The sequence below is a fragment of the Streptosporangium nanhuense genome (genome assembly GCF_059358815.1).
Genome location: NZ_JCADBG010000017.1, coordinates 124,828 through 148,556, shown reverse-complemented (window position 1 = coordinate 148,556; position 23,729 = coordinate 124,828). Strand labels below are relative to the sequence as shown.

Here is a 23,729-nt window from a genome sequence, read left to right as displayed (position 1 = left end):
GGGGGCCGTCGCCGGCGGGCCACGGCGGCGCGGAGGCCGTCACGGCGGCCCCGCGACCGGCGGGGCCCTCACGACAGGCCACGGCGGTAGAGCCAGAAGACCCGCTCGGCGTGCGCGCCGACCGCCCTGGCGTAGAAGCGCAGCGGCCCCACCCAGCCGATCTGGGCGCTCGACATGCCCGCGGCCCGCTGCTCGGCCAGGCAGCGGCGTACGAGCACGCGGCCGACCCCCAGGCCCCGCGCGGCCGGCGCGGTGCCCATCGGCCCGAACCAGGAGGGGCGCGAGCCCCACGCGGCGAAACCGAGGATCTCGCCCTCCCTGACGGCGTAGTGGCAGCCGGTGGCCTGCTCCGCCTCCCAGGCCCAGCGAGCGTTCCAGTGCTCCTCGACGAAGGCCGACACGGCGGCGCGGTCCCCGGGGGCGGCGGCGTGCACGGTGACCCCGGAGGCCGCCAGCCGCGCGAGGTCGGCGTCGACGGAGAGGTCTCCGGTGAGGTCGGCGGTCATGTTCCAGGCGACCCGGTAGCGCTCGTAGCCGAGGCTCTCGGCCAGGCAGGCGGCCTCGGTGTAGCGCACGTCGATGCCGGGCCAGGCGTAGCAGGGCGGGTTGCCGGCGAGACGGGCCTCGGTCGCCCCCCGGGCGCGCAGCCAGTCCTCGGCCGCGGCGACCAGCGCCCGGCCGAGCCCCCTCCCTTGGGCCTCGGGGCGCACCGCGAGCAGGTCGATGTGGCCCGCGTGCGGGTCGCGCGCCGACATGGAGGCGAACGCCGTCCCGTCGAGGTCGTGCGTCACCAGCGCCGTCCAGGACCGGTGCGCGGGCGGCGCGGCGAGCCTGGCGACCAGGCTCGCGGCCTCCCCCGCGTCATGGGTGAGCGCGGCTTCGGCGATGCCCGCGAGCGCCGCCGTGTCGGCGGCGACGGCCTCGCGGATCCCGGACGCCCCACGCGTCCCGGACGTCTCGCGGTTCCCCGGCGCTCCGGCGGCCCCCTGCACCCCTGAGAACCCCGGCGCCTCGGGGGACTGTACCCCGGGCCCCATCGGCGTCTCGCGGTCCCCGGACCTCTCGCCCGCGCTCCACGGCCCGGCTCCGGGACCGTTTCCCAGCGGGCTCACGAGTGGCCGACCGGCATGGCGACGACCTTGCGGGGGGCGGGGTGGAAGCAGGCGTGCTCCTGGGGCGTGCCGCCGCCGTGGCCGAGCAGCGGATGCTCGGACTCGCAGCGGCCGGTACGGAACGGGCAGCGCCGGGCGAACAGGCAGCCCGCGTCGAGACGGCTCTCGTCGAGCGCCCCGGTCGGCGTCACCGCCTCCTCGCCGGGCCGCTCCAGGCCGTGCAGCACGGGGATGGCCGACAGCAGCGACTGGGTGTACGGGTGCACGGGGCCGGAGATGATCGTCTCGACGTGGCCGCGCTCGACGACCTCCCCCCGGTAGATGACGTACAGCTCGCCGTCGTCACCGATGTAGCGCGCGGTCGCCACGTCGTGGGTGATGAACAGCACGCTCACCCCGAGGCGCTCGCGGAGGTCCTTGAGCAGGGCGAGGATGCCCAGCCGCAGCGACACGTCGATCATGGAGACGGCCTCGTCGGCGACGAGCATCTCGGGGTCGACGGTGAGGGCACGGGCGATGACGACCCGCTGGCGCATGCCGCCGGAGAGCTGGTGGGGGTAGCGGGACAGCACGTAGCCGGGGTCGAGACCGACCAGTTCCAGCAGTTCCTGGGCACGCCCGTCCACCCACGCCCGCGAGCGGCCGGTCTGCGCGGCCCGCAGCGACAGCGGCGCGTCCAGCGTCTGGTAGACCGTGCGGGTCGGGTTGAGCGCCGAGTACGGGTCCTGGTGGATGAGCTGGATACGGCGGAAGTAGGGCTCGCGCTGCTTGGGGCGCAGTGACGACATGGGCGTGCCGTCGATGGTGATCTCTCCGGAGTCGTGGCTCTCCAGCCCGGCGATGATCCGCCCGAGCGTCGTCTTGCCGCAGCCCGACTCCCCGATGAACGACGCCGCCCCGCCCTTCGGGATGGCGAAGTCGACGCCGCGCAGCGCCTTCACCTCCCGCCCGGCGAGGAAACCGCCCCGCTGTTTGAAGGTCTTCGTGACTCCCTGCCCAGTGATCACGCTTTCTCCCTCGGTCCGTGTGCCCGGGTGACCCACCCTGCTCCCCGCGAGACCGCGCCCCGGTCCTCGTACGCGGCCCCGTTCCCGGCTCCGTTCCCGGTCCCGGTCCCGGCTCCGTTGCCGGTCCCGACTCCGTTTCCGGCTTCGGTCCCGTTCCCGGTGCCGTTCCCTGTGCCGTTCCCGGTCGCATCGCGCGCGACGGTCGCGGCCTCGGTTCCGGTACGCCCGGCGCCCGCACCCGCCTTCGCGTCCTCGTCCGCGTGGCGGGCGGCGACGGCGTGGCAGGCCACGATCCACTCGCCGCGCGAGACGGCGGGCGGCTCCTCGGTCTCGCAGACGTCCATGCGCAGCTCGCAGCGCTCCCTGAAGACGCATCCCCGCGACGGGACGGTCCCAAGCGTCGGCGGGCGGCCGGGCAGCGCCCTGGCCTCCCCGATGTCGCCGATCAGGCGCGGGATGGCCTGGAGCAGGCCCCGGGTGTAGGGGTGGCGGGGGGCGCCGAGCACCTCGGTGGTCGGCCCCTGCTCCACCACGCGCCCGCCGTACATGACGGCGAGCCGGTCAGCCACCTCGGCCACCACGCCGAGGTCGTGGGTGATGACGAGCGTGGTGAGCCCGCGCTCCTCGTGGACCTCCCTGATGATCCGCAGGATCGTGGCCTGGGTGATCATGTCGAGGGCGGTCGTGGGCTCGTCCAGGATGACGAGGTGGGCGTTGAGCACCAGGGCGAGCATGATGCCGACCCGCTGGCGCATCCCGCCGGACAGCTCGTGCTGGTGGGAGTCGAGCACGCGCGCGCCGTCCATGCCCATCCTGCCGAGCAGGTCCTTGGCATCCCTGACCAGCCCCCGCAGGTCCTGGATGTCGTGCGAGCGGCCCAGGTCGAGGAGCTGCTTGCCGACCGTCTTGAGCGGGTTGAGGGAGTTCTGGGCGGCCTGGAAGACGTACCCGATGTGCCGTCCCCGGGCCCGGCGCAGGTCGTCGCCCCGCAGCCCGATGACGTCGCCGAGCCCGTCGATCTCCACGCTGCCCGAGCGGATCCTGCCGGGAGGCTGGACCGCGTTGAGCAGCGACAGCGCCAGGGTGGACTTGCCGGACCCCGACTCGCCGACCACCCCGGTGATCGTTCCCGGCACCAGTTCGAGATCGATTCCCGCCACCGCGGGCAGTTCCCCCGCCGACGTCCGGTAGACGACGGACAGGTCGTCGACCCGCACTCCCGGCGGGCCGCTCCTCGCCGCCGCGCGGGGGCCCGTGGCGCTCGCGGCGCCCGCGGCGCCCCCCGGCTTCCCGGCGACCCGGGTGCCCCAGGTCCGCACGGCCGCGGACAGCCGCTCGCCCGGTGTCGCGGACGCCTTCTCCGAATCCGAACGTGTGAACATCTGGTCAGTCCTCCCGCAGCCGGGGGTTGAAGATCTCGTCCATGGCGTCGACGACGAGGACGATGCCCAGGGTGAGCAGCAGGATCGCCAGCAGCGGCGCCAGCATGTACGGCAGCGCGGTGGTCGTCGTCAGCGCGCCGCCGCCGAACACGGCGAGGTTGAGCATGACGCCCCAGTTGTTGGCGTCGAACGGCAGGACGCCCAGGAAGAACAGGCCCACCTGCGCGTACACCGCGCCGGTCACCGCGATGAGCATGTTCATCGCGATGAAGGGGGCCATGCTGGGCAGCAGTTCCCTGCCGATGATGTGCCGTCCGGACAGCCCGAGCCCCCTGGCCGCCTCGATGAAGCCGCGCTCGCGCAGCGAGAGGGTCTGCGCCCGTACGGCGCGCGCCACGCCGCCCCAGCCGAGGAGCCCGAGCACCAGGCCCATCTCGATCGCGCTGGTGAACTTCCAGACGGTCGACAGGACCAGCAGCAGCGGGAGGGCGGGGATGGTCAGCTTCATGTCGGTGATCCGCATGAGCACGGCGTCCCAGCGCCCGCGCCGGAATCCCGCGAACAGTCCGACGGCGGTGCCGAGGGCGACCGTGATGACGGCCGTGACCAGGGCGGTCATCAGGACGTACCGGGACCCGGTGACCACCAGGGCGAGCACGTCGGTGCCCTCGAAGTCGGTGCCGAAGGGGTGTGCCAGGCTCGGCGCGGCGTAGAGCGCGTTGTCGTCGCGCGGCAGCCGCGCGGGGTAGAGCAGCGGCCCGAAGATCCCCATGAACGCGAACACGCCCAGGATGACCACGCCCACGATCCGGCTGGGCTTGCGCCGCAGGACCCGCCAGACGCCGCGCCAGAAGTTGCGCCGCAGCGTCGCGCGGGTGCCGGAGACGCCGGGGGCACCCGGGGTGCCCGGGGCACCGGGAGTACCGGGGGCGGTGATGACCGGCGCCGTCACGCGACCACCTCCGCCGGATGCGCGGTCACAGGGCCGTCTCCCACGGCTTCTCTGATTCGTCCGGTCATGACGCCTCCTGTCCGGAACGGACCCGTGGGTCGATGGCGGTGTAGAGCATGTCTGCCACGATGTTGGCGATGACGATCGCCACGGTGATCAGCAGGAAGGCACCACCCATCAGCGCGTAGTCGCGGTCGGTGATGCTGTTGAGCAGCAGCAGGCCCAGCCCCGGGTAGGTGAAGATCCGCTCGATGAAGATCGCGCCGCCGAACAGCAGGCCCAGCGAGAGCGCCAGGATGGTGAACAGCGGCAGGATCGCGTTGCGCGCCACGTAGCGGAAGATGATCCCGCGCTTCATGCCGCGCAGCTCGGCGGCGAGGATGAAGTCGTCGCCCAGCACGGTGACCACGCTCGACTTCATCGCCAGGATCCAGCCGCCGTACCCGGCCAGCGCGTAGGTCAGGACCGGCAGCGTGGCGTACTGGATCAGCGAGCCGAGGTAGGCGGCGTTGAGGCCGGGTTCGAGGGTGACGTCCGCGGTGCCGCTCGATGGGAAGATCGGCAGCAGGGTCGTGAAGACCGCGCTCAGCAGCAGCGCGAGGACGTACTGCGGCAGGCCGTGCAGGAGCGAGCCGGAGACGGCCAGGATGTCGCCCAGCTTGCTCGACCGCTTGATCGCCGCGTAGACGCCCAGGATGATGCCGACCGCGAAGCTGAGCAGGGTGCCGACGAGGACCGGCAGGATCGTCCAGGTGGCCGCCGAGCCGAGCAGGGTGGTCACCTCCGCGCCGGGAACGCTCAGCGACTGGCCGAGGTCGAGGTGGAACAGGCCCCGCATGTAGTCGAGGTACTGCTCCCACATGGTGCCCTTGGGCATGAACCCGTACAGCACCGCGACGGCACGCTCGGCCTGGTCGGGCGACATGCCCTGCTCGACCAGCTTCTCGTAGCGCGCCCGCATGGGGTCGCCGGGGATGTTCCTGATGATCACGAAGCTGATCGTGGTGACCACCAGGATCATGGCGAGCCCGCGGACGAGGTGGCCCGCGAGGCGGCGTGCGATGACCGTCATGCGCGGTCCTTCCTCTTGACCATGCCGAGCTGGAGCCAGACCCCGGAGGTGAGGCGCAGCGCGTCGCTGTCGTCACCCGGGAATCCGGTGAAACGGCTGGTGTTGACCACCTGGGTGTTGACGTAGTCCCACAGCTGGATGACCGGGAGGTCCTGGTTGGCGGTCCTGGCGAGGTCCGAGACGATCCGCCGCTGCTCGGCCTCGGGGACGGAGTTCAGCTTGACCGCCAGCTCGCCGGGGTTGACCCTGCCCACGCCCCTGACGTCGATGAGCTCGGAGCCGCCCATCCAGTTGCCCTCCGTGCCGGGGGCGACGTGCTTGAGCCTGCCGCCGAAGAGCTGCCAGCCGTTCTGGGCCCCGTACAGGCGCTGGAAGATGTTGTACGGCGCGGGGCCGAGCGCCACCAGCCAGAAGCCGAGGTCGTACTTCCCGGCCGCCATCTCCTCCAGGTAGAGGGGGTAGTCGGCGGTGGTGACGACCTGCGCGTCGATCCCGGCGTCGTTGAGCTGGCTGGTGACGGCCTTGGCGCCGGCCAGCCAGTCGGAGAAGGAGGCGGGCACGTTGATGGTCATCTTCCAGGGGCTGCCGTCGGGCATCGCCCACTTCCCGTCGACCTTCCGCATGCCCGCGGCCCGCAGCTCGCTCGCGGCCCTGGCGGGGTCGTGCCGGTAGGGCTCCAGGGCGGCGAGGCCGTCGCCCAGCCACGCCTTCGCGGCCCGCTGGTGCAGGCCCGAGGTGGTGACCGAGGCGGTGCCGCCCTCGGGGGAGGCGACCTTGGTGACCTGCCCGCGGTCGATCAGGTAGGCCAGTGCCCGGCGGACGTGCACGTTGTCGTAGGGCTTCCTGGACTGGTTGAACGCCAGCCCCTCGCTGACGGGCGAGTATCCCCTGACGACGGCGTTGCCCGAGGTCTCGGTGATCCGCCGCATCACCCCGGCGGGGACCGCGGTGAACGGCGCGCTGTCCAGCCTGCCGGCGACCAGGTAGTTCCAGACCTGCTCGTTGCCGGTGTAGTTGAGGATGCGCACCTGGTCGGCGGCGACGTTGGCCGCGTTGTAGAAGTTCTTGTTCTTGACCAGCAGCGCCTCGCCCGGGTTGACGCGCTTGAGGACGAACGGCCCGGCGGAGACGTCCCTGGCCGGGGCGAAGGAGATGACCTTGTCCGCGAGGCTGGTGATCCCGGCCCGTGCCGCGTCGGCGCCGGGGGCGGTGCTCTGCGCGAGCTTCAGCTTCTGCCAGAAGTCGGCGGGCAGCACGCCGCGCCAGACGTGCTCGGGGACGATGACGGTCTCCATGACGCTGCGGACGAAGGAGGAGCTCGGGTTCTTCGCCGCCTGGGTGATCCTGATCGTCCTGTCGTCCAGGATCTTGATGTCGGAGGCCGTGCCGGCCGCGGAGGGGTCGAGGGCGTAGGCGGTGCCGCCCTGGGTGTAGGCCAGGCCGATGGAGAACCTCACGTCCTCGGCGGTGATCGGCTCGCCGTCGGACCACTTCCCGCCCGGGTGGAGCCGGAGGGTGATCGAGGACTGGTCGGGGGCGATCTCCCAGCTCTGCGCGACCCCCGGGTAGAACTGGTTCGGATCGGTCAGATGGTTCTTGGTCCACCCGAGCCACTCGGCGTTGTAGCCCCGGAAGGTGTTGCCCTTGGGGTTGTACGGGTTGATCGGGGCGTTCGCGTCGATGCCCGGCTTGAGGGCGTCGATCGTGGTGAAGACGCCGCCGGCGGAGCTGTCGCCGCCGCTGCCACACGCCGCGGCACCGGCGGCCAGGCAGAGGGAGACCGCTGCCGCTGCTAGTCGCTTCATGAACCGCTCCGTTGGGTGTTCTTCGAGGTCAAGGCACCTATACCGAGATGTCGGCGTTGTCCGGACAATACGTTCGACCCACCATCCGCGTCAATTATCTCCACTCTCGTGATGCTCTCTGTAGCTTTTCTTCACCCAACCGCCGATCTTGCTGCCGGCGACCGCCTCCGGGGGATCGGACGGGCTCCGGAGCCCCGCCTGCCGTACGGTCGCGGTAACGACGGATCGGCGGATCGGCGGATCGGCGGAGAGGCGAACACGGTGGACCTGGACGTGATGCTTGAGGACCTGGGAGAGCTCGTCGTCAGCGAGTCGTTCTCGGCCGACCACCGGGCGGTGGCCCGCAGCGCGGAGGTGGTCGCCGGCCAGGGGCACCGCAGGCTCGGCTCCAGGGCCGAGACGATCGTGATCGGCGGCGTCACCCACCTGCGGTGGACCTTCGGCACGCCCAGGGTGCTGCTGCTCGGCCACCACGACACGGTCTGGCCGATCGGCTCCCTGCTGGACCGCCCCTGGTCGGTCGCCGGCGGGATCGCCCGGGGGCCCGGGGTGTTCGACATGAAGGCCGGGCTGGTCCAGATGTTCCACGCGCTGGCCGCGCTGCCGTCGCCGGAGGGGGTGTGCGTGCTGATCACCGGGGACGAGGAGGTCGGGTCCCCGACCTCGCGCGCGCTGGTCGAGGAGTCGGCGCGCGCCTGCGCGGCCACGTTCGTCCTGGAGGCGAGCGCCGAGGGCGGCGCTCTCAAGATCGCCCGCAAGGGCACCTCGATGTACGAGGTCCTGGTGCACGGCCGCGGCGCGCACGCGGGCCTCGACCCCGGCAGGGGCGCGAACGCGGGGGTCGAGCTGGCCCACCAGATCCTCTCCGTCACCGGCATCGCGGATCAGGTGAACGACGGCCGGGTGACGCGGGGATCCCTCGGACCGGCCACCGTCACGCCGACCGTGCTCTCGGCCGGGACCACCGCCAACACCGTGCCCGCGCTGGCCCGCCTGGCGGTGGACGTCCGCGTGCCCACCCTCGACGCGCAGAGGCGGGTGGACGAGCTGATGCGGGCACTCTCCCCCAGGATCGGCGGGACCCGGCTGGAGATCGCCGGAGGCCCGAACCGCCCTCCCCTGGAGCACGCCTCGTCAGCTGGGCTGTTCGCCCTCGCCCAGAAGGTCGCCGCCGACCTCGGGCTCGCCCCCCTCACAGGTGTCGGCGTGGGCGGGGCCTCCGACGGCAACTTCACCGCCGGGGCCGGCTGCCCCACCCTCGACGGGCTCGGCGCGGTGGGCGGCGGGGCCCACGCCGACGACGAGCACGTCGTCGTGGCCGAGATGCCCGGCCGCGCGGCACTGCTGGCGGGCCTGGTCAGGGCGTCGCTCGCGTGAGCGGCACGGTGTCACCGGCGGGCCGGGAAGGCGCCCGGCCGGACGGCCCGGTGTCGCGGAACGGGTCGCCGACCGGCAGCCACGCCGTGCCGGCGTCCAGGCCGAGGCCGCCGACGTCACGGGTGAGCGCCTCGACGGTGGCCAGCACGGCCTCGCGGGTCTCGTCGCGCCGGAAGACGAGGGCCCATGTCCAGTAGGGTGCCGGGTCGGTCACCGCGCGCCGTCGGAGATCCTGCGGCACCGGCGCGCTCTGGCCCTTCGACGAGTTGATGACGGGGCGGCGAAGCCGGCGCACGTGATCGAAGAAGGCCCGGCCGGTGATGCCGCCGTCGTCGACGTGCACGACGCGGGCGCCGGTGTCGCGGGCGAATTCCTCGGCGTAGCGGTTCCACGAGCTCCAGATGTTGCTGTTGGCACCCACCAGCACCACGGTGTCCTCGGCCCGGACGGCGGACGTCCCGGTGCCCGCGGAGATCGCGAAAAGCCGGTCGGCGCCGATCAGCCGGGCCTCGAGACCGCGACTGGCCAGGTCCTCGGCCTGCGCCCAGCAGATGGCCAGGTCGATGCTGCCGTCGGCGACCCGGCCGGCCTGGGTGTGCGAGGGCATGACCCAGGGGTCGACGTGCAACTGCGCGACGCCGGACATGCGAGTGGAAAGGTCGGGCGGCAGCCAGTTGACGTAGCCGAGCTGGACCGGCTCGGGGACGGCCAGACCGGCCGCGGAACGGCGCAGCCTCTCGGCCTGTTCGAGCACCGCCTGGGCCTGGGGAAGCAGCGCCCGCCCGGAGAAGGTCATCGCGACCGAGCGGCGGTCCCGGTCGAAGAGGCGTACGCCCAGCTCCCGCTCCAGCCCCTTGATCTGCTGGGAGAGCGAGGGACCGGCGATGCGCAGCCTGGCCGCGGCGCGGCCGAAGTGCAGCTCCTCGGCCACCGCGACGAAGTAGCGAAGCTGGCGCAGCTCCATTCGCGCAGCATAACCCCGTGGGAGTCTCCGCCTACCAGCAGGGAGCCAACCGGTCTTGGCGGGCGGGCATCGAGCGGGCACACGATGGGTTCTTAAAACGCGGGGAAAGCCGCGACGGCGGTACGTCCGATCGGCGTACCGGCCGTGCCACCGGAGGCCGACACACCGCTGCCACCGGCCGAGCCGGCGCTCGACGCGCCAGGGGTGACGATGTACGGCGATCCAGCCCGCGCCCCTTTTCCCCGCCCCCCAGGCGTCCAGGTCACGCCTTGTTCAAACGAGCCGGTGACACCGGCCGAAACCTTCCGAAAGAGTGAACATGAACGCACCTCGAACGACCCTGCTCGGTGAGGAGAACCTGATCCGACGCCGGTTCGCCGCGGCCGCCGCCCACGAGTTCAACACCCCCCTCGCCGGGCTCAAGGCCGAGCTCGAGGAGGCGCGGCTGCATCCCGGCCAGACCGATCTGCCCCGGCTTCTCGACGCGGCGCTTCGCGGCGTCGCCCGGCTCGAAGCGATCACCGGCGACCTCCTGCTGCTCACGCGGATCGCGGAGGGCGTGCACGTACGGCACCGGCCGGTCGACCTCTCCGCCACGGCCCGCGCCCACGTGGCCGGGGCGACCGGGGAGCCGGACGTCCGGTTGCGGGCCGCGGCACCGGTCATCGTCGACGCGGCGCCCACGCTCCTGGACAGGCTGGTGGCCAACCTGCTCGACAACGCCCGCCGGCACGCCCGGCATTCGGTACTGGTCCAGGTGCTCCGGCGCGGGACCACGGCCGAGCTCGTCGTCACCGACGACGGGCCCGGCATCCCCGCCCCGGACCGCGAACGCGTCTTCGAGCCCTTCTTCCGGCTCGACAGCGCCCGCTGCCGGCAGCGCGGCGGCACCGGCCTCGGCCTGGCCATCGCGCGTGACATCGCCCTCGCCCACAACGGCACCCTGAACATCGAGGACGCGAAGGACGCCGGGGACGCCGGGGACGGCGAGAAGGCCGAGGAGGCCGACGCCGGAGCGCGCCTCGTGCTCCGCCTCCCCCTCGCCAGGCGGACCGCCGACCGGCCATGACCGTTCCCGCGAGCCTCTCCCCGACCTCCCGGCCCCGGTGGCTCGCCGGCCGGCGCGCCGCGTCGCTTCCCGCACCACCCCGGCCCGCCGCCCCGTCGCGCCGGGGCCGATCGATGGCACCCGGCGAGCGCCCTCCGGGTGACCGGCGCGGGCACGGCTCGCGCGAAGAGGCGGATCGGGGCCGAGGTGAAAGTTACACCTCCTCCGGTGCCGGTCGCGCAGGTCAGGCCCTCCCCGGCGGGCGGGCGGCTTCCCGCCCCCATCCCGGGCGCCTAGCATCGGCCCCCACCGAGGCGGGAGCGCAAGATGCTGAGGACGGCACGCGGGAGCGGCACGATTCTGACGGTTCTGGCGGCCGCGGTGACCGCGGTCGTGACCCTGGGACTCCTGGTGGGCACCGCGCCCCCCGCACGGGCGGCGGCCACCAGGATCATGGCGCTCGGCGACTCCATCACCGGCTCCCCCGGGTGCTGGCGGGCCCTGCTCTGGAACCGCCTCGTGAACGCCGGCCACACCGCGATCGACTTCGTCGGCACCCTGCCGCCGCAGGGCTGCGGCGTCGCGCACGACGGGGACAACGAGGGGCACGGCGGGGCGCTGGTCACCAACGTCGCCGACCAGAACCAGCTCCCCGGCTGGCTCTCGGCGGCCAGGCCCGACATCGTGCTGATGCACTTCGGCACCAACGACGCCTGGAGCAACCGCCCGACGGCCACCATCCTGTCCGCGTACGGGAAGCTGGTGGACCAGATGCGGGCGAGCAACCCCGACACGAAGGTCCTCGTCGCCCAGATCATCCCCATGAACCCGAGCACGTGCGGCGAGTGCGCGCAGCGGGTCTCCGCGCTCAACGCGGCGATCCCCGCCTGGGCGGCGGGCAAGACCACCGCGCGGTCACCGGTGGTCGTGGTCGACCAGTGGACGGGCTTCAACACCGCGTACGACACCTATGACGGGGTGCACCCCAACGCGGCGGGCGACCAGAAGATCGCCGACCGGTGGTTCCCCGCGCTGGCCGCGCTGCTCGGCTCGGGACCGGACCCCACGCCGACACCCACTCCCACGCCGACCCCGACCCCGACTCCCACGCCCGGCGTCGGCTGCACGGCGACCTACCGGATGAACAACCAGTGGCCGGGCGGCTTCCAGGCCGACGTGATCGTCAAGAACGACGGCCCGGCGGCCATCACCGGCTGGAGGGTGAACTGGACGTTCACCGGGCGGCAGATCAGCCAGTGGTGGAACGCGGCGGTGACCCAGTCGGGAACCGCCGTCTCGGCGCGGAACGCCGCCTGGAACGGGTCCTTGGCTCCCGGTGCGAGCACCGTCTTCGGCTTCATGTCCTCCGGGACGGGCTCCCCGGTTCCCGAGGTGTCCTGCACGACCGGCTGACCGGCCGGGCCGCCTCCGGGATCGACCGCGCCGTGTGGCCGGTGCGGCCGGTGCGGCCGGGCTCCCCGTCGTCCGGGTCCCGGCCGCCCGGTTCCGGCCCTTCGATCCGGGCACCCGGCGCCGGCGGGCTTGTGCCCGCCGCTCAGCCCTGCCCCTGGGAGTCCCCACCGGCCAGGGCACCGGGAAGCCTCTCCAGCAGGCTCTTGAGATCGTCGGCGTGCTCCTCCTCCTGGGCCAGCAGGTCCTCGAAGACGCGCCTGGTGGTCACGTCGTCGTTGCCCAGCCAGTTGACGATCTCGGTGTAGGAGGCGATCGCGATCCGCTCGGCGACCAGGTCCTCCTTGACCATCTCGATCAGGTCGAGGCTGTCGTCGTACTCGGCGTGCGAGCGGGCGGCCAGCGTCTCTGGGTTGAAGTCGGGCTCGCCGCCGAGCTGGACGATGCGCTGCGCGAGCCGGTCGGCGTGCTCCTGCTCCTCGGCGGCGTGCTCCAGGAACTCCGCGGCCACCACCCCGGCGTGGATGCCCGAGGCGGTGTAGTAGTGCCGCTTGTAGCGGAGCACGCACACCAGCTCGGTCGCCAGGGCCTCGTTGCAGACCTGGATCACCCGGGGCAGGTCCGCGCCGTAGGCGGACGTGATAGGACCCTTGTCGATCTCCTGGCGCGCCCGCGCCCGAAGCTCCTTGATATCTGTGAGGAATTCAGCCATGGGCCTGCACTACCCAGAATCCGCCTCTTATCCAGTGTCGTCGGCCACACTCGACGGCGTTTTGTTCGTGACGTCACTTTCGGGGTAGCGAGCCGGTCGAAATGGGAACAGCGACGAAGGTCCCGCAGACGCGGACCATGAACGGCGAAGAACTCTCCGCCGACCACGCGTGGACGACCCTGCGCAAGTACGGTCGCTGGCACCTGGCCCGCGACTCCTTCGCCAGGTTCAGGTACGGCGAGGGCCTGACCAACGCCCGGGCCCTGGCCTTCCAGATCTGCCTGTCGATCATTCCCGGCGCCATCGCGCTGGTCGGGCTGAGCTCGGTGGTCAACCAGGAGCATCTCGGCGAGGTGCTGGAGCTGGTCCTGAGCAGGCTCGCGCCGGGGGCGGGGGTGGACGCGGTCAAGGCCGTGCTCGCCGACAGCCACCGGCAGGCGGGCCGTACCGGGGGCGCCCTCGCGCTCTGGCTCGGCCTCGCCACCGCCCTGTTCTCGCTGACCAGCGCCATGGCCCAGGTGGAGCGGGGGGCGAACCGCATCTACGGCGTCGAGCGGGACCGGCCGTTCCACCGCAAGTACGGCAGGGCCCTGCTGATGGCGCTGACGGCCGGGGCCTTCATGACCGCCGGTTTCGTGGTGATGGTCGGCGGCGGCGCCATCAGCAGGGCCCTGGCACAGGTGTACGACTGGAACGACTCCGCCACCGAGGCGTTCAACCTGGTGCGCTGGCCGCTCGGCTTCCTCCTCGCGCTGATGTCGACCTCGGTGCTGTTCCGCGCCGCGCCGCGCAGGAGGCAGCCCGGCCACACCTGGCTGGCGTTCGGCGCCCTGGTCTCGCTCGCCCTGTGGACGGTCTTCACCCTCCTGCTCGCCTTCTACACCGAGAGCAGCGGCACCTTCGGCGCCACGTACGGGCCGCTCACGGCCGTCATGGCGCTGCTGCTGTGGTCGTTCCTCAGCTCGATCGCCCTCTTCCTGGGGCTGGCGTTCGCCGCGCAGCTGGAGGCCGTCCGCGCGGGGCGGGCCGGTCCCGTCCACCCCGACCCCGGCCCCACGGCCGAGGAGGAGCGGGAACCCCTGGTCGGGGCGGCGGGCGCGGCGGCCATCGCGGCCGTCAAGACGGCCGCCGAGGTCGTGCGCAGGCGGCGGCCGGGCTCGGGCGGCGAGCGGCCCGGCCGGTAGGTGACACACCCGGGCCCCGCGAGCGGGGCCCGTGACCGGAGCCCGTGATCGGAGCCCGTGATTCGGGCCCGTGACCGGAGCCCGTGGTTGGGGCGGGGCCGGAAACGACGCTCCGATGTCCGATAAACGGTTCGCCTTCTTCCCCGTTCTCCCGTCCCCTACGGTCGAAGACCTCATCCCCGGCTCGAAGATGGAGCGGCGTTGAGCACCGACCCCTCCCCCATCGCCCCCGTTCCCCCCGTCCCCCCTGTCTCGCCCGTCTACGACGAGCTGCACGACGACTACACCGCCGCGCTCGCCGCGCTCGGCCCGCCCACCGGCGAGCCCGCGGACCTCGTCGCCAGGGGGACGCTCGCCACGCTCGCCGGCGACTCGGCCGAGGCGCTGCGCCTGCTGCGCGCGGCCGCCGACACGGCCGCCCCCGGCTCCCGGGAGCTGCTGCGGGCCCTCGCGTGGACCCGCCTGGCCCGGACCTGCGGGTACGGGCTCTGGCCGGACGGCTGCGGGGTCCTCACCCCGCAGATGGAGGCATTGCGGCCGGGCATCGCCGCCGCCGCGAAGGACGAGCGGCGTTTCCGGGAGGCGTACCTGGCGGCCCGCGACGCGGGCGTGATCGACCTCGACCTCGACCTGGAGACGCTGGTCGTCCGGCAGGTCCTCGCCACGCTGCCCGTCGCCCTGTCGACGCTGCGCGCGGCGGCGGGCACGGGGAACGCCGGGCAGCGGCTGCCCCCGCTGGCCGAGGACCTGCGCGCCCTGCGCGAGTCGCTGGAGGGGATACCGGCCTGCGACCCGCTGACCGCCCTGCTGTCGCGGGCGATGGCTGCGCTGCACCGGGAGGCGGGCGACGACGACGGCGCCTTCGACCTGCTCGTGGACGCGCAGGAGAGGAGCTACCGCGCCGGGGACGCCCACGGCGTGGCGGCGGTCCTCATCATGTCGGGCGACTGGGCGGCGGCCGTCAGGACCTCCCCGCTCCTGCTCGACCTGCGCCCCACGGCGGGCCTCGACCTCGACACCGACCGCACCGCGGAGGGGATCCTCGCCGGGCGGGAGGTGCTCCCCGAGGCCGCGGAGGAGGCGTACCAGGAGGCGGAGCGGGTGCTGCGGGCGGCCGGCGGCGAGCCCGCGCCCCGCGTCCGGGCGGCGCTGGCCCTGCGCCGCTCCCACCTGCGGCGCCTGGCCGACGACGAGGCCGGGGATCGCGGCGGCGACACCGCGGCGGGCCCGGCCCGGGGCGAGGAGGCCGTGCGGCTGGCGGCCGAGGCCGAGACGATCGCCGCGGCCGTGGGAGACCAGCGGCTCCGGTGGACCGCGAGGGTGCACCGGGACCTGGCCGAGATCGCGGCCGGCCGTCCCGTGGACGCCGACGCGACGGCCCGGGAGCTGGCCGGTTGGGCGCTGGGCCCCGGCAGCGTGAGCCTCGCCGAGGGGCTCGGCGCGCTCTGCTCCCAGGCGGGACACCTGGCCGCCTCCACGGGCCGCTACGAGCGGGCCGTCGCCTGCCACCGGCTCGCCCGCCGCGTCCACCGGGCGCTCGGCTTCACCCTGGGCGAGGCCCGGTGCGCCGCCGACCTCGGTGTGCTGCGCGCCAGGATCGGGGACCTGCCGGCGGCCCGGGTGGCGCTGGAGGAGGCCGCCGACCTGTTCGAGGCCGAGGCCCGCGGGGGCGGGCCCCTCGCCGCGCGGGCCGACAACCGGCTGCTGGGAGTCCTCGTGCTCCACCTGCACCAGCTCGACGTCGAACGGGCGGACCCGGACGCGATGGAGCGCACCGCCGCCCGTATCCGGGCCGCCGCGAGCAGGCTGCCCGAGGTGGACGACGCCACGGGGGTCATGGCGGCGCGGCGGCTGGAGCGTGGCTCTCGCCTCCTGACCGAGAGCCTCATGACTGAGAGAGCCGAGAGGACCGAGAGGACCGGAAAGGCCGAGAGGACCGAGGAGCCGCTCTCCGCCGACCAGGACGGGCCGTTCATGGCGTGGCTGCTGCGCCGTACCGCCCAGGAGGTGCTGGAGCGGAGCGAGGTGCAGGTCCCGGCGCTGCGCGGCCGGGCGGAGCGGGCCCTGGGCAGGACGGCCGAGGCCGAGGCGTTCTTCGAGGCGGCCGAGGCCGCCGCGGCCGCCTCCGGGGAGAGCAGGCGGGACCTGCACCTGGCGCTGGTGCGGGGCGAGCGGGGGCGGTGGGAGGAGGCGGCCGCCTCCTACGCCGCCTTCCTGGAGCGGGGCGGCCACGTGGTCGGGGCCGTGGGGACGCCGGCCGCCGCCGGGGCCGGCGACGAGACCGGGATCGAGGCCCCGGAGAAGCGGGCGCGCGACCACGCGGCGGAGGCCGGGGTCCTCGTCTCCCTGCGCGCGTACGCGCTCGCCGAGGACCGGTTGCGGCGGGTGCGCGAGGTCCTCGGCGACCGGTGGTGGACCCGGGCGGCCGAGCCGTGGGCGGCACTGGAGACCGAGGCGGCGACGGCCTTCGGCCTGGGACGCGTCGAGGAGGCGGCCGGCCTCTACCGGGAGGCGGTGGCCTGGCTCGAAGGGCTGCGGGGCGAGCTCAGGGACGACGGCGCGCGCCTGTCGATGGCGGGCTCCCCCACCGTCTCCCGCGTCCACTTCGGGCTCGCCCGCTGCCTGCTGCGCGCCCGGGAGGAGGCGCTCGGCGCCCGCGACGGCGATCGGGCGCTCCGGCTCGGGGAGGAGGCGTTCCTCGCCGCCGAGCGCTGCCGGGCCCGCGCGTTCCTGGACCTGCTGGGCTCGCGCCGCGCCGACGGCGCCGGGGACGTCCCGGCGCTCGCGGCCTGGCGCGCCGCGTCGGCCGAGGTCACCCTGCTTCGCCAGACGGCCGCGGACCGGCTCGCCCGCACAGGCGGCACCGGCGGCACGGATGGCACGGGTGGCGCGGGCGGCACCGGCGGCACGGGGGCCGGGCCGTGGCCCGGGCTCCGCGAGGCGGAGGCCCGGCTGGGAAGGGTGGAGGAGGACCTCGCGCGCGAGCGTCCCGCGCTGTGGCGCTCGCTGGACCTGACCGCCACCCCTCCTGACCCGCGGCGGGTCGCCGCGCTGCTGCCCCCGGGGGCCGTCCTGCTCGCCTACCAGCTGCGCGGGACGGACCTGCTGGCCTGGGCGGTCGGCGGCGACGGGCTGCGGGAGGCCGTGCGGTCGCCCGCCGACGACGTCGCGGGGCTCGTGAGAACCCTGCACTCCGCGTACGGGAGCGGCAAGCGCGTCCCCGGCGCCGAGGAGGAGCTGGCCCGCCTCCTCCTCGGCCCGCTGGACGGTGCCGTAAGGGAGAGCGAGAGCGTGGTCGTCGTCCCCTCCGGGGTGCTGCACACGGTGCCGTTCGCGGCGCTGCCGTGGGACGGCGCCCCGCTCGGCGCGCGGCGCACGCTGTCGGTGCTGCCCAGTGCCGGCACGCTCGGCTTCCTGCGTCCGCCGCGTGACGCGGGGACGCCGCCGGGCGCGGATACGCCGAGGGGGCGGGGCGGGGTGCTGGCGGTGGGCGACCCGGAGGGCATGCGCTTCCCGCCCGCGCCCGGACTCCCTGCGGGCGCGGCGCCCGGGCTCGCCGCGAGCGTCCTGGAGGCGTGCGCCGCGGCGGCCCGGCCCGACGGCCGGCCCGGCGCGAGGGCCCGGGTCCTGCTGGGCGAGGCCGCCACCGCGGAGGGGGTGCGGCGGGCGATGCCGGGCGCCTCGATCGTCCACCTGGCCACCCACGCGCAGCTCGACGAGTCCGTGCCGCTCGCCTCGGCCGTGCTGCTCGCCCATGGCGAGGCCCTCACCGTCGCCGAGCTGCCGGGCATCGCGCTGGACGCGGACGTCGTGATCCTGAGCGCGTGCCGCACCGCGGGAGGGGGCGGCGCGCCCGGCGACGACGTCCAGGGGCTGCTGCGCGGGGTGCTCGCCTCCGGCGCCCGCGCCGCGGTGGTGACGTTGTGGCCGGTGGGCGACATGGCGGCCGCCCTGCTCATGACGGAGTTCCACGAGAGGTTCGACCGGTCGGGCTCGGTGCCCGGCGCGCTGCGGGAGGCCCAGGAGGCCTTCCGGCTGCGCGACCGCGCGGGCCAGCTCGCCGCGTACGGGCGGATGGTGGCCAGGGCCGAGCGGGCCGCGGCCGAACTGGGCGACGAGACACTGGCCGATCACGTCGCGGGCGCGCGCCACCTGCTGGACGACGAGCACGGCAAGGCCTGGGACTGGGCCGACGACGGCGGGCACCCGCGCCACTGGGCCGCCTTCGTCGCGGTCGCCGCCCCCTGACCGCCTTTCCTCCACGCGGGAATCCACCCGGGAATCCACGCGGGAGGCACACGGGAGGCGCGGAGGGCGCGCCGGGTCTGCCGATCATCCGTACGGGGAATCCTCCATCCCATGGCCCCCCTTCCCTCGCACGAAGGCCTCGTCACCGACCTGCGGACCTTGCGCGAGCGCGGGCTGCTCCGGCTTCGCGACGCGGCGCTGCCCGCGCTGTGGCAGGCGGTGAGCACCTGCCACCCCGGGCTGGAGCCGGTGGCGGCGGCCGAACGGCTGATCGGCGACGCCGCGGAACGGCTCGGCGCGACGACCATCGGCTCCGCCGCCTCGTACACCTTCGGGCTCGTCCAGGGCACCCGTGACTGGCCGGCCTCCGACCGCAGGCGCCGGGCGGCGCAGGTGTACGGGATCAGCGTCGAGCGCTTCAGGAAGCACCAGGAGCGCGTGGTGCTCGCGCAGCTGGCCGAGCAGATCCTCGCCATCTGCGACGACCTGGGCTCGCGCACCGCGCCGCACGCCCTGCACCTGGCCGGGCGGGCGAGGGTGCTCGTCGACGCCGGGCGGGCGCGGGTGACGGTGCACGTCCGGCCGATCGAGCTGATCACCGGCGTCGACGTCCTCGTCTCGCCGGAGAACGTGTACATGGAGATGTCGAAGACGTTCAAGTTCTCGGTCTCGGCGGCGCTGCGGCGGGCCGGGGCGCACCGCAGCGCCGCGGGCGAGGTGCTGGAGGACGTCGTCCAGCTGGAGCTGAACGACTGGATGGCCGCCCACGGCCGGGCCGGGCTCCCGGTGGCGCCGGGTACGGTCGCCCCGACGGGGCCCGGCGACCTGGCCGCGAACGGCGTGCGGCGGATCTACCACGCCGCCGTCGCGGTGCCGCGCACGGGCAGCAACGACTACGACGTGGCCCCGCCGACGATCGCCCAGGTGGTGCGTCAGGTGTTCCTGCTGGGCGAGCGGGAGCGGGCGTCGTTCTCGCCGCCCCTGTCGTCGTTCTGCTTCCCGCTGGTCGGGACCGGCAGGGGGCGGGTCCCGCTGGAGGTCGGGGTGCGGTGGCTGTGGACGGCGCTCCTGGACAACCTCGACCGTCACCCCCGCTGGGCGGTCCACCTCTCGGTGCCCCTGCCCGAGGTGGCGGAGGCCGTCGTGCGAGCCCTGTCCGACAGGGGCGCCGAGTGGGCCTGAGAATCCAGGGAGGAGGTCGTGAGGAGTTCCCCGGCCCGTTCGGTCAGGATCCGGGCGGGCGCCGACGTGGCGCAGGCCGCCCGCCAGCGGGCCGTCAGGTCCCGGTGGAGCCGGTCGGTGAGCCCTGAGCCGTCCCCGGCGAGCGCTGAGCCGTCCCCGGCGAGCAGGCGCAGCGCCCCGGTGACGTAGACGGCCGACAGCGTCGGCAGCGGTTCGAGCTCCGGGGAGAGGAACCGCCGGGCCTCGCGCAGCGCCGGGCCCTCGCCGGAGAAGGACCGCCCGCGGAAGCCGGGCATCCGGCCGATCCGCTCGACGAGCCCCAGGCGCAGCCATCCCGCCAGGTCCCCCTCCCCGCGGGCCGCGCTCTCCACCAGCGCGACCGTCTCCACCGCCATCGCGTACGACTCGGCGGCCAGCAGCCCGGCCCCGAACTCGATCTCGCCGGGTGTCGCGGCGAGGTGGTCCAGGTGGGCGCCGTCGTGGATGCCGCGCCAGACGCGCCGCTGGAGCTCGGGCACCGGGCGTGGCCCGTCGACGAGCGCGTTCACCGGCCCGCGGCGTCCCGGCAGGCGCATCCAGGTGCGCCAGAGCATCCCGGAGAAGGCCGCTCCGGAGACGATCACGTGGTCGCGGGAGGGCGTGGGCCGGTACCGCTCCCCCCAGCGCAGGTGGGCGCGGCCCGAGTCGCGGACCGGGCCGCCACCGGTGCGGCCGCCCGGGGCGGGGGCGGGCCGGACGGCGTCGCAGAACCCGGCGAGCAGCTCGCACATCCGCCAGGTGAGCGCGCCGACCGGCGCCACCTCGCCCGGTGGGGCCGGACCCGGGTAGAAGGAGGGGACGGGCCCGCGCAGCGCCCGCAGGGCGCGCAGCCTGGAGGCGCCCCGGCCGCCGTCGCGGACGCCGCTCGCGCGGACGACGTCGTCGAGCCCGTCGAAGGCGGCCGGCAGGCCGAGCACGGCGCAGCCGAGCGCGACCTCCGCCCAGCCTCGTACCGTCCAGGCGGCCGCCTCGGCGCCGCGCGCCGGCACCGCCGCGGCCACGGCGGCCCTTCCCGCCGCCCACTCGCGCGCCGCGGAGGGATCGCGGGTCAGCGCCCGCCGGCTCAGCGCGCCCACAGTCGCACCCTGAGCACCAGCCGCCGCGGGTCCTGGAAGGGGGTCCGCGCGTGCAGGACCCGCCGGTTGTCGACGATGATCACGTCCCCCGGGGCGTGCCGCACCCGCCGGGCGCCGGGAGCCGCCTCCAGGCAGTCGGCGAACTCGGTCGCGGCCCAGCGCTGGAACGGGTCCGGGTGCGGGGCGAGGTTGTCGGCCCGCCAGCGCAGCGTGCCGTCCCCGGGCAGCACGGCCGCTGGCGGCGAGGTCTCCCCGGGCGCGGAGCGGAAGGCCTCCGGGACGGTCCAGGCCCATCGCGGCCGGCGCAGGGCCGCCGCGACGAGGTCGCCGTGCGGGCGGCGGCCCAGCCCGGCCTCCGCGTCGGCGCGGCCGAGCAGCAGGGTGGCGCCGCCGTCGGCCGCGGGCCTGACCACGAACAGGCAGACCAGGTCCTCGGGCCGGGCGCGATACTGGGCGTCGGTGTGGAAGGGGGCGGGTCCCGCGCGTTCGGAGAAGGTCCCGTGGCCGCGGCCCGGGCGCGGCCTGACCTCCCAGACGGCCCGGCCGGCGTCGCGGGCGGAGGGGGTGCCGAAGCGGCGGGCGATGTCCGTCACCGCGGAGTGGTCGGCGCCCTGGCCGGCCGTGAAGTCCTGCCCGCGCAGAACGGCCCACCCGCGCAGGTCCAGCGACTCCGCGGCCCGTACGATGTCGATCTCACACATGATCACCCCTGCTGCTCGTCCGGTTCTGGTCTCCAGCAAACCGGTGCCGGTGTCCGGTCTCCCGGTCATGATCCGGTCGATGTCGGGGCGACATCGGGGCGTCTGTTGCGATAGTCAACTCACTGATTTAAGGTTCGCCGAACCATAGTGAGATATATTCATCTGCAGTGATCCGAAGGGGGTCGAGGGTGTCGGCACAGGAACGCAGGCTCGCCGCCATCGCGGCGGCGTCGGCCGACGCCTTCCGCCGCGGTGACTACCACCAGGTGCGGGCCGAGGACGTCGCCGAGCGGGTGCGGCTGCCGCGGGGCGGCGAGGGCGACAGGGGCCGCAGCGCCGTCTGGCTGTACAACGAGGTCAGGAGCCGCCGCGTGCTGGTGGCCCTGGCGGTCAAGCACGCCTTCGACGACTTCGTCTCGGGCGACGGCGCCCCGGAGCCCCCGCGCTCCCTGCTCGCCGCGCAGGGCCTGGTAACCGCGGCACTGCGCAGGGTGGCGCGCTTCCACCAGGTGGAGCGCTTCATGCTGGGCCAGGTGCGCCTGGGCATCGGCGACATCTCCACCTCGGAGAAGCGCTCGTCCGCCGGGCAGAGCCCGCCGGTGTGGGAGGTGACGGAGGTCTACGGCGCCACTGCCGCGGCCGGGTGGGAGGGCCGCGTCACCGCGTACGCCCACTACCTGGCGCCCCGGCTGGAGCTCGCCGCGCTGACGGTGGGCGTCCCGTCTGCGGGGTGGGCGGCGGCGAGCGCCGGGCGCCTGTCGGAGCTGGCCTTCCGGGCGATGGCCGACGACCCCGAGGGGCCCGCCGACCGCCAGGCCGCCGCGCTCTGCGCGCACTGGGTGGCCCGTGACCTGCTGCCGCTGGCCGGGGAGTGGGCGGAGCGGCTGCACACGGCCGAGCGGACGGCCGAGCTCACCGAGCGGATGGGGTCCAACGGTCGCGCCAGGGTCCGCGCCCTGGAGGTGGTGCTGCAGGTTCTGCTCGACAGCAGCCCCCTGCTGGCCCGGGCGGCCGAGGTCGGCGGCGAGCTGGCGGACCTGCTGGCGGCCGACCCGGCCGGGCCCGCCGACCGGCAGACGCTGTGCGACGTGACCAGCAGGCAGGGCCTGGCCCTGCTGCGCCTGGGGGACCTGGAGGCCGCGAGGTCCTGCTTCGAGCGGTCGCTGCGGGTGGCGGAGGAGCTTCCCTCCCCGGCCGACGTGGAGTCGCTCGGCGCGCGGGCGCGGCACAACCTGGCCGAGGTGCTGGTCGAGACCGGCCGTCCCGGCGCGGGCCTGCGCGAGCTGCGCAAGGTGAGCGACCAGCGGGCCAAGTCCTCGCCCGCCACGGGGGTCGCCCCGGCGTGGCGGCGGTTCACGCTCACCCAGCAGGCGACGGCCAGGGCGGCCTCCCGCGCCGGCCGGATCGTCACCGGCGTGACCCTGGCCGAGGCGACGCTGGCCGACCGCGAGCAGCGCCTGGGGCCCGACAACGTCAACACCGCCTCCGCCAGGGTGACCCTCGCCGAGGCGCTGCTCGCGGCGGGCCAGCCCGCGCAGGCGCGCCACCACCTGACCGAGGCGCTCCGGGTGCGCGCGCAGCACCTGGCGCCCGAGGGCTACTGGCCGCAGTACGACACGGTGCGCCTGGCGGAGATAGAGCTGGTCGCGGGCTTCCCGGCCCAGGCGGTGCGCCTGCTCACCGGGGTCACCGTCACCACGGAGTGGTTCGCGCGGCAGGTGTCGCCCCGGCTGGGCGCCGAGGCGGCGCTGATCCGCTCCACGGCGCTCGTCGCCTCGGGCGAGCCGTCCCAGGCGCTCGCCGCGCTGCGCGCGCTGCCGCCCGAGCGGCCGGTGCTGCGCGCCCAGGCCGCCGCGCAGCTGGTCCTCGGCGACGCGACCGGCGCGGCGCGGGTCCTGGCGACCCTCGCCAAGGCCGAGCGCGGCATGGACGACGACTTCCCCGGCCAGGCGGAGCGGCTGCTGCTGACCGCCCGCGCCGCGCACGCCCTCGGGCACAGGGACGAGGCCGACGCCGCGAGCGCGGCGCTCGTCGCCCTGGGCAGGGAGTCGCTGGACGCCTCCCACCCGCTCGTGCTGGCCGGGCGGCTGGATCTCGCGCTGCGCCGGATGAGCGCGGGCGGCGTGGAGGAGGTGGCGCCGCTCCTGGCGCCGCTGCTCGACCGCCGTCCGCTGGCCCACGGCCGGCCCGCCCTGGGCGACGGGCATCCGCTGCTGGCCGAGGCGCGGTCGGTGGCCACCCGCGTGGGCGAGCCCCCGTCGAGCGCCCCCGAGGACCGCCTCTGGGAGGACGGCTGACGGTCCCGCTCCGGCCTTCCGCGCGTTTCACGGAGGTCTGACTGTTCTCACCGCAACCTGGAGCACCTGGTCTTCCGAGCGCCCCGGGCACGTCATCTCCTGACGTGCCCGGGGCGTCTTTCATGTGCGAGCGGAAGTTTTCTTAACTCAGCTATAGATGC

16 protein-coding genes and 1 pseudogene are annotated in these 23,729 nt (G+C 74.6%); 7 read left to right on the top strand and 10 right to left on the bottom strand.

Annotation, left to right across the window (positions count from 1 at the left end):
- Positions 1-68 precede the first annotated feature (68 nt).
- From AC5L38_RS29580 to AC5L38_RS29555, 6 genes are all read right to left on the bottom strand, one after another.
- A complete protein-coding gene (locus AC5L38_RS29580; protein WP_495246106.1) occupies positions 69-1,037 on the bottom strand; it encodes a GNAT family N-acetyltransferase in 969 nt (322 codons plus the stop codon).
- 71 nt (positions 1,038-1,108) lie between these two features.
- A complete protein-coding gene (locus AC5L38_RS29575; protein ID WP_495246105.1) occupies positions 1,109-2,119 on the bottom strand; it encodes an ABC transporter ATP-binding protein in 1,011 nt (336 codons plus the stop codon).
- Positions 2,116-3,501, bottom strand: a complete 1,386-nt coding sequence (locus AC5L38_RS29570; RefSeq protein ID WP_495246104.1) for an ABC transporter ATP-binding protein — start codon at positions 3,499-3,501, stop codon at positions 2,116-2,118. Before AC5L38_RS29570 ends, AC5L38_RS29575 begins: the two co-directional genes overlap by 4 nt.
- Before the next feature lie 4 nt (positions 3,502-3,505).
- Positions 3,506-4,453 (bottom strand): ABC transporter permease, encoded by a 948-nt coding sequence (locus tag AC5L38_RS29565; RefSeq protein WP_495246103.1) that lies wholly within the window; start codon positions 4,451-4,453, stop codon positions 3,506-3,508.
- 64 nt (positions 4,454-4,517) lie between these two features.
- A complete protein-coding gene (locus AC5L38_RS29560; protein ID WP_495246102.1) occupies positions 4,518-5,525 on the bottom strand; it encodes an ABC transporter permease in 1,008 nt (335 codons plus the stop codon).
- On the bottom strand, positions 5,522-7,330 hold the full coding sequence (locus tag AC5L38_RS29555) for an ABC transporter substrate-binding protein (protein WP_495246101.1): 1,809 nt from the start codon (positions 7,328-7,330) through the stop codon (positions 5,522-5,524). Before AC5L38_RS29555 ends, AC5L38_RS29560 begins: the two co-directional genes overlap by 4 nt.
- A 261-nt stretch (positions 7,331-7,591) precedes the next feature.
- Between AC5L38_RS29555 and AC5L38_RS29550 the strand changes: the two genes are divergently transcribed.
- Entirely contained in the window at positions 7,592-8,707 is a 1,116-nt protein-coding gene (locus AC5L38_RS29550) for a M20 family metallopeptidase (RefSeq protein WP_495246100.1), read from the top strand.
- Positions 8,708-9,520: 813 nt separating this feature from the next.
- Here AC5L38_RS29550 and AC5L38_RS29545 read toward each other — a convergent pair.
- Positions 9,521-9,671, bottom strand: a pseudogene (locus tag AC5L38_RS29545) (LysR family transcriptional regulator); the annotation flags it as partial.
- A gap of 319 nt (positions 9,672-9,990) precedes the next feature.
- On the opposite strand from AC5L38_RS29545, the gene AC5L38_RS29540 reads away from it, so the two are divergent.
- Complete coding sequence (locus AC5L38_RS29540; RefSeq protein ID WP_495246099.1) at positions 9,991-10,740, top strand: sensor histidine kinase; 750 nt, start codon at positions 9,991-9,993, stop codon at positions 10,738-10,740.
- 306 nt (positions 10,741-11,046) lie between these two features.
- Positions 11,047-12,132, top strand: a complete 1,086-nt coding sequence (locus AC5L38_RS29535) for a cellulose binding domain-containing protein (protein WP_495246098.1) — start codon at positions 11,047-11,049, stop codon at positions 12,130-12,132.
- A 142-nt stretch (positions 12,133-12,274) separates the two neighbouring features.
- Here the strand turns inward: AC5L38_RS29535 and AC5L38_RS29530 are convergent, their stop codons facing one another.
- The gene (locus AC5L38_RS29530) at positions 12,275-12,841 is read right to left on the bottom strand and encodes a ferritin-like domain-containing protein (protein WP_389911578.1); all 567 of its coding nucleotides are present in this window, start codon (positions 12,839-12,841) and stop codon (positions 12,275-12,277) included.
- A 137-nt stretch (positions 12,842-12,978) separates the two neighbouring features.
- Here AC5L38_RS29530 and AC5L38_RS29525 point away from each other — a divergent pair, with 137 nt between their 5' ends.
- From AC5L38_RS29525 to AC5L38_RS29515, 3 genes are all read left to right on the top strand, one after another.
- Positions 12,979-14,025, top strand: a complete 1,047-nt coding sequence (locus tag AC5L38_RS29525) for a YihY/virulence factor BrkB family protein (RefSeq protein WP_495246097.1) — start codon at positions 12,979-12,981, stop codon at positions 14,023-14,025.
- A 201-nt stretch (positions 14,026-14,226) separates the two neighbouring features.
- Positions 14,227-18,273: a CHAT domain-containing protein gene (locus AC5L38_RS29520; protein WP_495246096.1), complete on the top strand. Its 4,047-nt coding sequence runs from the start codon at positions 14,227-14,229 to the stop codon at positions 18,271-18,273.
- 111 nt (positions 18,274-18,384) lie between these two features.
- Positions 18,385-19,455, top strand: a complete 1,071-nt coding sequence (locus AC5L38_RS29515; RefSeq protein WP_495246095.1) for a macro domain-containing protein — start codon at positions 18,385-18,387, stop codon at positions 19,453-19,455.
- Here the strand turns inward: AC5L38_RS29515 and AC5L38_RS29510 are convergent.
- Complete coding sequence (locus tag AC5L38_RS29510; RefSeq protein WP_495246094.1) at positions 19,359-20,570, bottom strand: hypothetical protein; 1,212 nt, start codon at positions 20,568-20,570, stop codon at positions 19,359-19,361. The genes AC5L38_RS29515 and AC5L38_RS29510 overlap by 97 nt on opposite strands.
- Entirely contained in the window at positions 20,558-21,271 is a 714-nt protein-coding gene (locus AC5L38_RS29505; protein ID WP_495246093.1) for a TauD/TfdA family dioxygenase, read from the bottom strand. The genes AC5L38_RS29510 and AC5L38_RS29505 overlap by 13 nt, the downstream gene beginning before the upstream one ends.
- Before the next feature lie 188 nt (positions 21,272-21,459).
- Between AC5L38_RS29505 and AC5L38_RS29500 the strand changes: the two genes are divergently transcribed.
- Positions 21,460-23,568, top strand: a complete 2,109-nt coding sequence (locus tag AC5L38_RS29500; protein ID WP_495246092.1) for a tetratricopeptide repeat protein — start codon at positions 21,460-21,462, stop codon at positions 23,566-23,568.
- Positions 23,569-23,729 lie beyond the last annotated feature (161 nt).